Origin of the sequence: Escherichia sp. MOD1-EC7003, assembly GCF_002965065.1 — a bacterium.
GTDB lineage: Bacteria > Pseudomonadota > Gammaproteobacteria > Enterobacterales > Enterobacteriaceae > Escherichia.
On sequence record NZ_PTRE01000130.1, the window covers coordinates 1 to 13,253 of the forward strand.

The following is a 13,253-nucleotide window of genomic DNA, read 5'->3' on the forward strand; positions in this document are numbered from 1 at the left end:
TGTCTCCGGTGTTGGAGTGAACATATCAAAAACAGGCAGATACACAATTTAAATTACAGTCTCCCTGATTAGCTCCCCTTATATCTCCGCCCGATTGGGCGAGGGTTTACGGGGCATTTGCTAACTCTTCTTTTGCGGTATCAGGCAGGTAAAGGATGGATTTGGTCAGGGTCAGCTTTTCTGGCATGGTGCCGTCTTTTTTGTATTTCTCCAGCGCGTCAAAAGCGGGACCTGCCATGTTCGGCGTCAGTTCAACGCTGGCGTTCGCTTCGCCATCCATCATCGCTTTGTAGATGTCCGGTACGCCGTCGATAGAACCTGTCAGAATATCTTTGCCTGGTTTCAGGCCTGCTTCTTTAATCGCCTGAATCGCGCCAATTACCATGTCATCGTTATGGGCGTAAACCATGCAGATATTTTTGCCGTTGTTTTCCGCTTTGATAAAGCTCTCCATCACTTCTTTGCCTTTACTACGGGTGAAGTCACCGGACTGAGAGCGGATAATTTTGATATTTGGCGCATTCTTAATGGCTTCGGCAAAGCCTTTCTTACGGTCGATGGCAACACTAGCCCCAACGGTGCCCTGCAACTCAACCACGTTACACGGTTTACCATTGACCTCTTTTACCAGCCAGTCACCGATCAGCTTGCCTTCGAGGATGTTGTCGGCAGTAACGGTGGTCATATAGAGAGATTTGTCTTTCACATCGATGGAACGGTCAAGCAAGAAGACCGGGATTTCGGCATCTTTTGCCTCTTTTAATACCGGTTCCCACCCCGTCGCTACCACCGGAGCAATAAAGATCGCATCTACCCCTTGCGCGACGAAGGAACGTACCGCTTTAATCTGGTTTTCCTGCTTTTGCTGACCATCGGCAATTTTCAACGTGATTCCGCGTTTTTCGGCTTCACTTTTCGCCACATTGGTTTCTGCGGCGCGCCAGCCGGATTCCGATCCGACCTGCGAAAATCCTACGGTTAAAGGAGCGGCCAACGCCATAGACGACATGACTGCCGAGACTGCAGAGACTACAAGTAAGCGTTTCCACATAGGGTTGTCCTCGTCGGGGTGATGATTATTGGTGAAAAGATGTTCGCGAAAAAACTATAGACAATTCGTTATGTAACGGATTGCGTTACATCACACTTCAAAAAAGTAAATAAAACGTTAATCAAAAGTTTGTAATCGCTTTCATCTCACTATGAAAAATGCGGCTACGGTTATGGATTTTCCTGCTCTGTAAACCGCCTTAAAACTGGCGAAAAAGGGAAATGAAGACGAAAACAAGCGAAGACATTCGCCGCGAGTTGGCTATAATACTCGGCACTTGTTTGCCACATATTTTTAAAGGAAACAGACATGAGCTTACTCAACGTCCCTGCGGGTAAAGATCTGCCGGAAGACATCTACGTTGTTATTGAGATCCCGGCTAACGCAGATCCGATCAAATACGAAATCGACAAAGAGAGCGGCGCACTGTTCGTTGACCGCTTCATGTCCACCGCGATGTTCTATCCGTGCAACTACGGTTACATCAACCACACCCTGTCTCTGGATGGTGACCCGGTTGACGTACTGGTCCCGACTCCGTACCCGCTGCAGCCGGGTTCTGTGATCCGTTGCCGTCCGGTTGGCGTTCTGAAAATGACCGACGAAGCTGGTGAAGATGCGAAACTGGTTGCCGTTCCGCACAGCAAGCTGAGCAAAGAATACGATCACATTAAAGACGTTAACGATCTGCCAGAGCTGCTGAAAGCACAGATTGCTCACTTCTTCGAGCACTACAAAGACCTCGAAAAAGGCAAGTGGGTTAAAGTTGAAGGTTGGGAAAACGCAGAAGCCGCTAAAGCGGAAATCGTTGCCTCCTTCGAGCGCGCAAAGAATAAATAAGTTCTTCTGGCACAATAACCCTGAACGCCGGGCTCCGGTTAGTAAGGGTTTTTTGCCCGCAATAAATACGCCTTATTCCACCACTGCCTGCAAACGTAATAACGCTTCTTCCACCACCTCGTCACAAGCCAGACCAATACGCCTTGCCTGGCGGGCGCGTAAATCCATCATTCGCACCTGATTCACCAATACCACGCCATACACATCACCTTCTTCGCAGCGTAACGGAACGCTGAATCCGGCATATCGGGCAAAATTTCCGCTCAGGGTAATGGGGGCCACCAGCGTCATCCCCAGTTGATTAAAGGCTTGAACGGAGAGTACAAGCGCAGGTCGACCAGCACCTTGCTGTTCATGGCCGCTTGCTGGATCAAAGCCGACCAGCACAACGTCTCCCCGTTCAAATTCGCTTCGCTTTACCATATTTCGTCACCCGTAGGGGTGAATTTACCCCAGACATCCTGCTCGCTCAGTTCCGGTGCATTCATGTCGCATTGCGCCAGCAGTTCATCAAGCGAGTAGTGCTTCGAGACGGGTGTCAAAATCAGTTGGTTGTTGCTGACCTGTGCCTCCACGCTCTGCCCCGGCTGTAAGTTAAGTTCTTTCATTACGATATTGGGAATGACCATACCTGCACTGTTCCCCCATTTTTTTATGGTAATGCGCATCTGCACCTCCTTAAGTTATACAAAGTATAACTCGCTGTGCTACAGGAAACGTTTTACCCCTGCACATTTGTGAACGCCAGCAGAGCTTTTTATGCGATTGCAGATATGGAAAGCGGCTCGGAGAGAAAAGCAAAAGATGGGGAAGTTACAAAAAAAATCGCGAGATGCATCGCATAAAAAACGCGCCACCCGAAGGTGGCGCGTTTTTATTATTACTTATCCCTGTCTAACCAGTCGCCGCTTTCAATTAGCTTTAATCCATCGACGGGTCGTTGATAAACGTACATCCATGCACTCCCGTACGGCGTCTGAATCAACTGGCGCACGTATTCACCGCCCCTGGTGCGCAAGGCATCAAGTTCGGCCAGCGTGGCGTTGTCAATACGATAAACTTCACCGTGTACTGTTCCGTTCCCCGGAACTGCGCCTGGATAGTGGCCCAGGCTATACAACTGGTAGTTATCGATACTGAAATCGCCCAGTAACTGGGCATTGGTCATCCAGTGACTGTTGCCTTGTTTGTGGCGTAAACTGCCGTAGACAAATATTCGCATTGCTAAAACTCGAACTGATAGAGCAAATCCAGTGCCTGGTCTACACCAGACACGGCTTCCAGATATAGCTTAGGCATCAGGCGATAACGTAACGTGAGTGTTGCTATAGAGTCAAATATACCCACGCCGTATTTCACTTGCAGACCTGGCAATACATAGCCGCTGACCACCACCTGGGAGGAATCGCCTACTCCCTCGGTGTCGAGCGCTAAATTGCTTACGCCAAACGTCTCGCCGATTTTACCCACAATCTGACCACTTTGTGCAACCCCCAGACCAATCAGCATCGAGGTCATCGCCGCGCTATCGCTCTGATCGCTGTCCAGCCCTTGTCCACGTAGCAAATAAGACAATGCAGCTTGTTGCGACATCGCCGGGTCAGAGAAGATCTCCGCTTTCGGTTCGTCTGCCAGACCAGTGACACGAACTCCGGCAATCACGTCATCCTCTGTAGCTTCCGGGTTACGAATGGCTTCGATATTAAGATACGGTTGATCCGGTGGACCAGAGAATAGTAGCTCCCCCTTACGCACAATCAGATCCTGGCCATACGCATGGAAGCGCCCTTCCGGAATGTTGATCTGCCCGTTCAGGCCCAGCCCTTGTTTGTCCTGTACAACGTTGAGATCGCCCGTCAGTCGTGCTTTCAGGCCAAAGGCATCGATGCGTACATTATTGCCAACGTGGACAATCAGGTTACTGTTGATCGGAATCGACGCCGTTTTTGCCTCTTCCGGTTGCAGGTTATCGTTAAGCATCACCACATCGCTGGAGACGCCTACTGCGCTTTCCGGCAGCTCATGCACCACAATGCGTGCCCACGGGACATCCACGCGACCGTCGAGGGTAAACAGGTTTGGTGTAGCCTCGAATACAACATCTGGCGATACATCCATTCGTACCATCGGCGGCACGGTGATCCGCACTTTACTGCCTTTCGCCGTTACCCGCGCCCGCCAGTTTTCTATCTGGCTCCAGTCGGCGTCACCGCTCAGGTAGATTTCACCCTGCTGGGTTCGCACAGTACCGGCAAGCGTCGAGCGCATACCGTTAAAGTTGACCGCAAGCTGACTCGGCTGCATATCAAACGGCATAAAGTTGCCGTCGATATCCACACCCGTAACCTGGAGCTGACCAAAAAGCTGCGGGCTTTGTACATCACCGCCCAGACGCAAGTTAGCACTCACCATCCCCGCTGCTTTTTCCCCACGGGTAAAGATGGGGTTTATCATCGCAAGGTTGAAGTTACGGATATTAACGTTGCCACCAAGATTACGGCGGCCTTGCGGATCGGTCACCTGCACCTGACCATCAAACTGGCCGTTATTGGTCAGACGGATGGTCCAGCCCAGTTCAGCACGGTTGTTACGCAGTTCCGCCGTCAGATTCAGCGTCTGAAACGCCACCGGCAGCGCCGCATCGTTGACGGTTTGCGTTACCTGCACGTTACGCCCCGAAAGGGTGATACTGCCCTGTGGCAGCCCTTCTTTGGTGGTATTCCAGGCAACATCCGCTTTACCCGTGAAGATACCGCTGGCCTGAGTGGTTTCTGGCATAAACGGTTTCAGCATAGCCAGGTCGAAGCGGTTGAGATTCACCACCGCCCGCCCTTCAGCCCCGGCATCAATGGTTTGCGGCACGCACAGTTCCGCATTCGGATTAAGCCAGCAGTGTGGCCCGATGCTGATTTTTTGCTCCTTATTGCTGTAATCCAGCGCAATATCGCGGGTCAGCGACCACGGGCCGACTGGCGTCTGAAAGCGCGTATTGCTAAGTGTTCCCTTCCAGCGTTCTTCTTTGCGATCAAAACTGCCTGCGAGGTTTAACTGCCCGGAAACCGGCTCGCCCTGAATCCGCAGTTGTAACTCGTGCTGCTTTTCGCTGCCTTTGGCATTCAGAGTGACGAGGTTGATATTCACATCCGGCTGCGAGATTTGCTCAACGTGCACGTCGAGTTTACCTGCAATCTGGTCGGTGGATTTGATATCGCCTTCCACGCGAACCTGCGCCACGGAAAGTTCCTGCCAGCGCAGGCCGCGTGCGGTGATATCTGCCAGTAGTTGTGGTGCTTCCACCGTACCGCGTACTTTCACCAGCCCTTTCGCTGCACCGCCAAGTCCTGGCAGCGCGTTATCCAGCCCCGGCGCGTTGATGGTAGCGTCAAGGTTAAGATCTTTTACCCCCAGCTCACCTTTTACTTCGGCACTGTTTGGCCCCAGTTCCAGATGAAGCCCTGGGATCATCCACTGCATATAACTGTTGCCTTTCAGCGTGCCGTCAACGTTCACTTTGTTCTGTTTGACGTTACCGGTCAGCTTCAGTTCTGGCACCTCCATCTGCCAGGTGCCGCCGTACAGACTACCGCGGGTTTTAACCAAACCATTGAGTTTCGACGGCCAGTCCGGGAACTCTTTGGCGGTGCTAATGCCGTTAAGCGTTAGCTCACCGCGCCAGCTAATGGCCTGCTGCCAGTCGAGCAACGCCTTGAGTTCAGTTTTCCCTTCCAGCGCCGCAACGGTGAGTTTGTCAAGATTGACCTGCTGTTCATTACCTTTGGCATCGAGGGTAATGGTGGCGGGCGGGATCGCCTGTCCCTTCACAGCCGTACGCATAGAGAGCGTGTAATCGGTCATTTTACCGGTGAGTTTCAGTTTCAGCTCATCCGCTTGATACTGCTTCTCACCAGAGAACGGCCAGTAAAGCTGTTTGCTGTTCACTTCCACGTTGAGCGGCAATCCGGCTTCTGCCAGTCGCGTCTGGGCGCGTAAATCCATATCCACCGGACCGGAAAGGTTAACGCCAATCTCCAGTTGTTCACGCAGCGCACCGCCCACTTTCAACTTCACCTTTTCACCTTTCAACGGCTCCACGTTCAGTGTGCTGTTGAGGGTGATATCCACCGGCCAGTTGTCTGACAGCTGCGCCGTGCCGCTGGCGTTGATGATCCCTTGACTGGAATCGATATCCAGTGCGTCCAGTTTGGTATTGCCGTCGATGCTGCTCACTTTCAGCAGCATGGTGCGCACGGTGATGTCCGTGTCACCCGTCACGCGCAGCTGCTCGCCCTTAAACTCTTCAATGTTCAGGTTGAGCGGCAAATGCACGTTGGTCATTTCCGGCAATACCGGGCGAGAAAAGAGATCTTGCAGCGTTTCGCCGAGCGGCTTTTCTTCCGGCTGTGGATTTTCAATTTTCGGTTTAACCACTTCATCCTGCGCCACTTCCACCACTTTTGGCAGAGCAATCAGCAGACCGTTCAGCGATGTCGGTTTCAGGGTCAGGGCTTTCTCCTGCCAGTTCAGGCCGGAGGTGAAGTCGATCACCGACACCGTGGTGTCATCAATCTTGATGTTGACATTGTCCAGCGCCACCCGCGTCAGGGTGATGGGGTACGGCGTGGAGAGATCCAGCGGACCACTGTCTTCCTCTTCTTCAACCTGTTCAGAAGGAGGCATTTTTTTGCTGTCGATGTTGACCTGAATGTCTTTCAGCGCCAGGTCATTAATACAAACACGGCTATTCCACAGGCACTCCAGCCCGACCGCAAGATGCAGATTGCCCGCTTTTACCGCCACACCTGGCTGCTCATAACGAACATCAGACAAGGTGAGATCGCGCCAGCCGCCGGTGACCTTGCCAATATTCAGTCCTGGCACCCAGCGATCTGCCGCTTTAAATACCAGATGCAAGCCGCTGGTGGTGCCCACCAGAAATGCCACCGATCCCAGCAACAGTAAGATAACGATAACCACGCCGAGGCTGATTTTTTTCCATAAACTCATAATTCTGGCCCCAGACCGATGTAAAACTGTAACCCGTGTTCGTCTTTATCCGCGACCGGTACGGCAAAATCGAGTTTGATTGGCCCGACCGGCGATTCCCAGCGCACGCCAACCCCGGTACCGGTTTTAAAGTCGCTGCGGCGAATATCGCTTACCGCTTCGCCACTATCGACAAACACCGCGCCCCACCATTTTCCGGTCACGTTGTACTGATACTCCAGCGATCCGGTTATCAACTTCGAGGCCCCTTTCAGGTCACCGTTGGCGTATTTCGGGGCGATAGATTTGTATTTGTAGCCGCGAATACTGCGATCGCCCCCGGCGAAGAAACGCAGATCCGGCGGTACTTTGTCGAAATCACCGGTCTCAATCCAGCCCAGCGTGCCGCGCGTAACAAAACGATGGCGATCGTACAGTGTACGGATCCAGACGTTTTGCGCCTGGAAAACGGAGAAATCGACATCCGAGCCCCAGGCCGTGTTGGAGTAGTCGATAGAGTAGCGTTGCGAGTCGCCCCAGGTCGGCATCAGGCCACCGCGAGAACGCGTACGGCTAATCATCACACCTGGGTAAAACAGCATTGTAGTGTTGGTAATTTCACCCTGGGTAAAGTGGTCGAGACTCCAGCGCAGGTTAATGGCACGCTGCCAGCCGCTGGAGAGATCCCAGTAACGAGAAGCCACCAGCGTAGTGGCGTCAGATTCAGTATCGTTCAGGTCAGTACGCTTAAAACCGCCCTGTACCAAATAATATTGTTCCAGCGGGTTCTTCAGCAGCGGCATTTTATAGCTGAAGTCGAGGATCTGTTCCGGCGCGGAAATACTGGCACTGGTGGTCAGGCTGTGACCGTAGGAGTTCATCCATGGTTTTTTCCACGTCGCTTTCACACGCGGTCCTACATCCGTAGAATAACCGACCCCGGTTTCGATGGTGTTTTCTGTGCGCGGCGAAACCACGCCCGTCAACGGTAATACTTTCGTTTCGCGCGCTTTCTCAAATTGTGGTGCCACCACCACCGAGTTAAACCAGCCGGTAGCAGAAAGTCGGCGGTTCAGTTCAGCCAGATCTTTTGACTCGTACTCGTCGCCCTCTTTAAACGGCACCAGATTTTGCAGATATTCATCGCGGATTTGTGATCCTTCAAAGGTCACATGCCCAAAGCGGTAACGTTCGCCACTGTTATAATCAATATCCCAGAAAGCTTTATGCAGGCCGAGCGCAATGCCCAATTGCGCTTTGGTAAATTCGCTATCGAAATAGCCTTTACGCAACGCAATGTTGGTTAAGGACTTTTTGAAATTTTCATAATCGCCCTGGTTCAGCACAGTGCCAATAGCCGGGCGAGTATCGAGCAATTTCAAATAGTCTTTATCGGTCCGCGCGCCGCCGCGCAATACCACATCAGTGCCGCCAATTAACACTGGCACGCCTGGCGTGACTTTGGCGATCAATACCTGCCGCCCTTTCTTTGGCGGTGGACGGAGATCAAATTCAATGGTCGGCTGGTAATAACCCAGAGCTTTCAGACCTTCGCGGATGGCATCATCGACACGGGCGCGAAAGCGACGGTCTGGCGTTACCTCATCACTTTCAATTGTAGAAAGCTGCGCACGAACGTTCTTTTCCAGCTGCCCCGATAACCCTTCGACCTGTAGACGGACGTTCGCAGCGACGGCAGATCCGCTTAAGCAGAGTAAGCTTACACAGCATAACTGTCGGATATAGCGCACATTTTCTCCTGAATATCCTTTGTTCCTGCCCCTGGAACGCCGTTAAACGGCTTAACAAAAATCCAGTAATATGGATTAAAAAGCAGACTAAACCCCAAATATTTCTTATGTTTTACTTTAGACCTATTCACGGCGATTATTGTGTGCAAATACGTCTCTTGTTACAACCTTAACCCCAATGACCAATTTTCGGGAGAGCGACACCATGAGTTTATTTGATAAAAAGCATCTGGTTTCCCCCGCCGATGCCCTGCCTGGACGTAACACCCCGATGCCCGTAGCCACGCTGCATGCGGTCAACGGTCACTCCATGACCAATGTACCTGACGGAATGGAGATTGCCATTTTTGCGATGGGGTGTTTCTGGGGTGTGGAGCGTCTGTTCTGGCAGTTACCCGGCGTTTACAGCACCGCCGCAGGTTACACCGGCGGTTACACGCCAAACCCAACTTATCGGGAAGTGTGCTCCGGTAATACTGGTCATGCCGAAGCGGTACGCATTGTTTACGATCCTTCCGTCATCAGCTATGAACAGTTGCTACAGGTTTTTTGGGAGAATCACGATCCCGCCCAGGGAATGCGTCAGGGCAATGACCACGGCACGCAGTATCGTTCAGCAATTTATCCGCTGACTCCAGAACAGAATGCCGCCGCTCGCGCCAGTCTGGAACGTTTTCAGGCGGCGATGCTTGCCGCCGATGACGATCGTCACATCACCACGGAAATCGCTAATGCCACACCGTTTTATTATGCCGAAGATGATCACCAGCAATATCTGCATAAAAACCCGTATGGTTATTGTGGAATTGGTGGAATTGGCGTCTGTCTGCCGCCGGAAGCATAGCGCATCAAGCTGTTTTGCATTTATCAGCAGTGTGAATTTTAACCCTCTGGCGGCTTTACAGTACCTTACGCTATACTAGCCACTGAAAATGCCGGTTCACTTTCTTCGAATCGGCTTTCAATGTGTATTTCACACAAAGTAATCAACTTCCCCTTCCGAGGATCTGGCCTGAAAGGTCGGATAAGATATGTTAAACAGTATTTTAGTCATACTCTGCTTGATCGCTGTAAGTGCGTTCTTCTCGATGTCCGAGATCTCGCTTGCCGCCTCACGCAAAATCAAACTTAAACTGCTGGCTGATGAAGGCAATATAAATGCCCAACGCGTTCTGAATATGCAGGAAAACCCCGGCATGTTCTTTACCGTGGTACAAATCGGTCTGAACGCAGTGGCGATTCTCGGCGGTATCGTCGGTGATGCAGCATTTTCTCCCGCTTTTCACAGCCTGTTCTCCCGCTACATGTCGGCAGAACTCTCTGAGCAACTGAGCTTTATTCTCTCTTTCTCGTTAGTGACTGGCATGTTTATCCTGTTTGCGGATTTAACCCCGAAACGCATCGGTATGATTGCGCCAGAAGCTGTGGCTTTGCGTATCATCAACCCGATGCGCTTCTGCCTGTACGTTTGCACCCCGCTGGTGTGGTTCTTTAACGGCCTGGCGAACATGATCTTCCGTATCTTCAAATTGCCAATGGTACGTAAAGATGACATCACTTCTGATGACATCTACGCGGTAGTAGAAGCCGGTGCGCTGGCGGGCGTGTTACGTAAACAGGAACACGAGCTGATTGAAAACGTCTTTGAACTGGAATCCCGTACAGTTCCATCTTCAATGACATCGCGTGAAAACGTGATTTGGTTTGATCTCCACGAAGATGAGCAAAGTCTGAAGAATAAGGTGGCAGAACATCCGCACTCTAAGTTCCTCGTCTGTAATGAAGATATTGACCACATCATCGGCTATGTCGATTCTAAAGACCTGCTGAACCGCGTGTTGGCTAACCAAAGCCTGGCACTGAACAGCGGCGTACAAATTCGCAACACACTGATTGTGCCGGATACGTTAACCCTTTCAGAGGCGCTGGAAAGTTTTAAAACCGCGGGTGAAGACTTCGCGGTGATCATGAACGAGTACGCGCTGGTAGTGGGGATCATCACCCTCAACGACGTGATGACCACGCTGATGGGCGATCTGGTCGGTCAGGGGCTGGAAGAGCAGATTGTCGCGCGTGATGAAAACTCATGGCTGATTGACGGCGGCACCCCGATTGACGACGTAATGCGCGTGCTGGATATTGACGAGTTCCCGCAGTCGGGCAACTACGAAACCATCGGCGGCTTTATGATGTTTATGCTGCGTAAGATCCCGAAACGTACCGATTCGGTGAAATTCGCCGGCTACAAATTTGAAGTGGTGGATATCGATAACTACCGCATCGACCAACTGCTGGTGACACGGATCGACAGCAAGGCCACTGCCCTTTCGCCAAAACTGCCTGACGCTAAAGATAAAGAAGAAAGCGTCGCGTAACCCCAGAAACATCAACGGCTCCTGAATCAGGAGCCGTCTTACCTACTGCATAGCACTTTGGTTAAGCCATCTCTGTTTGCAGACGCATAACCTGACGGTTAACTTCGGACATCACTGACAAATGCAGTTTATCCTTCACTTTTGGGATAAGAATCTTACCCTTATCAAATTCAAAAGCGCCAACGTCCTTGATGTATAACCGTCCACGGAACAGGATCTTTACGTACTTCGCCACCTGCAGTGGGTTGTACCGTTGGAAAATTTTCATTGTTATCTCCTGCTGAGTATTACGCCTGTGCGGTGCCACAATCGGACCAACTATTATGAGGCGCAAATTTTAATGCTTAGTGAATATAGACTATCCGGACAATGTTTCCACCGTGTATAACTTTTTTTACCTGAAGGTTACAATTATTCAGAATTATCTTTTTACCGAAGCGCGGTCTTCAGTATAAGCATTCATTTTTCATATGATTTGTGCGCTTGAGCGCAAACTGGCATCACACTTGCGGGAAATTCGATAAATAGCACATATGATTAAAAGTCAGACCCAAGTGGTCGGATCACCTGCACATCATAAGAAGGAAACACCATGACCCTACGCAAGATTCTGGCACTCACCTACCTGCTGTTGCCGATGATGGCTTCCGCACATCAGTTCGAAACCGGTCAGCGAGTGCCGCCGATTGGCATTACCGATCGTGGCGAGTTAGAGCTTGATAAAGATCAGTTTAGTTACAAAACCTGGAACAGCGCGCAGTTAGTGGGAAAAGTGCGAGTACTGCAACATATTGCTGGTCGCACCTCCGCAAAAGAGAAAAACGCGACGCTGATTGAAGCGATTAAATCAGCGAAGTTACCGCACGATCGTTACCAGACCACCACCATTGTTAACACCAACGACGCGATTCCGGGTTCCAGTATGTTTGTGCGCAGCAGTCTGGAGAGTAATAAAAAGCTTTATCCCTGGTCACAGTTTATTGTCGATAGCAATGGCGTCGCGCGCGGCGCCTGGCAACTGGATGAAGAAAGTTCCGCTGTAGTGGTGCTGGATAAGGATGGTCGCGTGCAATGGGCCAAAGACGGGGCACTCACTCAGGAAGAGGTGCAGCAAGTGATGGACCTGCTGCATAAATTAATTAATAAATAGACACTCTGAACCCAGGATTCAGGAACGACTCGCGCGGAGTGTAATCCAGCGGTTTACCCTGCCAGTCGTGAACGTGCGCTCCGGCAGCCACAGCCACGGCATGACCGGCGGCGGTGTCCCAAATATTCGTTGGCCCGAAACGCGGGTATAGCTGCGCCTGCCCTTCTGCCACCAGGCAGAATTTCAGCGAAGAGCCGATGGACGTGGTCTGATGTTCGCCGAGCTGTTGCAGATACTCTTTCATCTCCGCATCCGCATGGGAACGGCTGATCACCACCAGCGGCGGGCGCGCATCGCGGACCTGAATCTGCTTGCGCACGCCGCACTCTTCTTTCCAGGCTTTGCCTTCTGCCGCGCTGTACATTACGTTCATTACCGGCGCATACACCACACCTAAAGTCGATTTGCCGTGGTCAATGAGCGCAATGTTAACGGTGAATTCGCCATTACGTTTAATAAACTCTTTAGTACCATCCAGCGGATCTACCAGCCAGTAACGCTGCCAGTGCTGGCGAACTTCCCAACCGGGAGGATCTTCTTCAGAAAGGACCGGAATATCCGGTGTCAGCGTACGTAAACCGTCCATGATAACGGTGTGTGCGGCAATATCCGCTGCCGTTACCGGAGAATTGTCCGCTTTACTGACGACGTCCATCGGTTTCATCCCGTCGTAGACCTGCATAATGGCATCGCCTGCATTCCGTGCAAGCAGGCATACTTGATCTAACATTTCTCCACCTCGTCTCTGTGAGTGGTGTTAACTTATTGTTTTACTTATACCCTATCGTTAATGAATGCGCCAACTGTGATAGTGTCATCATTTTCAAAGCGTAAAATTGTGGCATTCTTCACTGTTCTATAAGTAAGACGTTTACTCTCCCTTTTCTTTCGTATTCCCGATGATAAAAGGATGTCCCTGATGATTAAGTGTAAGCGGCTCGTCAGAACCGTATTGATATTTACTGAGAGCTCAGATCAACTTTCCAGGGCAACAGATCGCGTACCCGGTTTGCCGGCCAGTCCTGGATATGTTCAATGACGTAGCGCAGCCACTTTTCTGGCTCCACATTGTTCAGACGGCATGTGCCGATCAGCGAGTACAA

Annotated in this window: 13 protein-coding genes; 4 read left to right on the top strand and 9 right to left on the bottom strand. The window is 51.3% G+C overall.

From position 1 onward, the window contains the following. Positions 1-106: 106 nt before the first annotated feature. A complete protein-coding gene (gene ytfQ, locus A7090_RS19815; RefSeq protein ID WP_105275293.1) occupies positions 107-1,051 on the bottom strand; it encodes a galactofuranose ABC transporter substrate-binding protein YtfQ in 945 nt (314 codons plus the stop codon). A 309-nt stretch (positions 1,052-1,360) separates the two neighbouring features. On the opposite strand from ytfQ, the gene ppa reads away from it, so the two are divergent. Beyond that, positions 1,361-1,891 carry an inorganic diphosphatase gene (gene ppa, locus A7090_RS19820; protein ID WP_000055075.1) on the top strand — a complete coding sequence of 177 codons (531 nt, stop codon included), beginning with the start codon at positions 1,361-1,363 and terminating at the stop codon, positions 1,889-1,891. A gap of 72 nt (positions 1,892-1,963) precedes the next feature. On the opposite strand, the gene A7090_RS19825 is transcribed toward ppa, so the two are convergent. From A7090_RS19825 to tamA, 5 genes are all read right to left on the bottom strand, one after another. Further along, positions 1,964-2,314 carry a type II toxin-antitoxin system ChpB family toxin gene (locus A7090_RS19825; protein WP_105275294.1) on the bottom strand — a complete coding sequence of 117 codons (351 nt, stop codon included), beginning with the start codon at positions 2,312-2,314 and terminating at the stop codon, positions 1,964-1,966. Next, positions 2,308-2,559, bottom strand: a complete 252-nt coding sequence (locus A7090_RS19830; protein ID WP_105275295.1) for an AbrB/MazE/SpoVT family DNA-binding domain-containing protein — start codon at positions 2,557-2,559, stop codon at positions 2,308-2,310. The genes A7090_RS19825 and A7090_RS19830 overlap by 7 nt, the downstream gene beginning before the upstream one ends. A 212-nt stretch (positions 2,560-2,771) precedes the next feature. Continuing rightward, the gene (locus A7090_RS19835; RefSeq protein ID WP_105275296.1) at positions 2,772-3,113 is read right to left on the bottom strand and encodes a gamma-glutamylcyclotransferase family protein; all 342 of its coding nucleotides are present in this window, start codon (positions 3,111-3,113) and stop codon (positions 2,772-2,774) included. A gap of 2 nt (positions 3,114-3,115) precedes the next feature. Continuing rightward, entirely contained in the window at positions 3,116-6,895 is a 3,780-nt protein-coding gene (tamB, locus tag A7090_RS19840) for an autotransporter assembly complex protein TamB (protein ID WP_105275297.1), read from the bottom strand. After that, on the bottom strand, positions 6,892-8,625 hold the full coding sequence (tamA, locus tag A7090_RS19845; RefSeq protein WP_105275298.1) for an autotransporter assembly complex protein TamA: 1,734 nt from the start codon (positions 8,623-8,625) through the stop codon (positions 6,892-6,894). The genes tamB and tamA overlap by 4 nt, the downstream gene beginning before the upstream one ends. A gap of 205 nt (positions 8,626-8,830) precedes the next feature. Between tamA and msrA the strand changes: the two genes are divergently transcribed. Further along, positions 8,831-9,469, top strand: a complete 639-nt coding sequence (gene msrA / locus A7090_RS19855) for a peptide-methionine (S)-S-oxide reductase MsrA (protein WP_105275300.1) — start codon at positions 8,831-8,833, stop codon at positions 9,467-9,469. 187 nt (positions 9,470-9,656) lie between these two features. Next, positions 9,657-11,000: a hemolysin family protein gene (locus A7090_RS19860; protein ID WP_105275301.1), complete on the top strand. Its 1,344-nt coding sequence runs from the start codon at positions 9,657-9,659 to the stop codon at positions 10,998-11,000. Between the two features lie 61 nt (positions 11,001-11,061). Here the strand turns inward: A7090_RS19860 and A7090_RS19865 are convergent, their stop codons facing one another. Further along, entirely contained in the window at positions 11,062-11,268 is a 207-nt protein-coding gene (locus tag A7090_RS19865; protein ID WP_000689228.1) for a DUF1107 domain-containing protein, read from the bottom strand. A 324-nt stretch (positions 11,269-11,592) separates the two neighbouring features. Here A7090_RS19865 and A7090_RS19870 point away from each other — a divergent pair, with 324 nt between their 5' ends. Further along, on the top strand, positions 11,593-12,150 hold the full coding sequence (locus tag A7090_RS19870) for a YtfJ family protein (RefSeq protein WP_105275302.1): 558 nt from the start codon (positions 11,593-11,595) through the stop codon (positions 12,148-12,150). On the opposite strand, the gene cysQ is transcribed toward A7090_RS19870, so the two are convergent. Both cysQ and A7090_RS19880 read right to left on the bottom strand, forming a co-directional pair. After that, positions 12,140-12,880, bottom strand: coding sequence for a 3'(2'),5'-bisphosphate nucleotidase CysQ (gene cysQ, locus A7090_RS19875; protein WP_105275303.1), 741 nt, complete (start codon positions 12,878-12,880; stop codon positions 12,140-12,142). The genes A7090_RS19870 and cysQ overlap by 11 nt on opposite strands. Before the next feature lie 229 nt (positions 12,881-13,109). Next, positions 13,110-13,253 (bottom strand): transposase domain-containing protein (locus tag A7090_RS19880; RefSeq protein WP_000718334.1); only part of this gene is annotated, 144 nt, incomplete at its 5' end.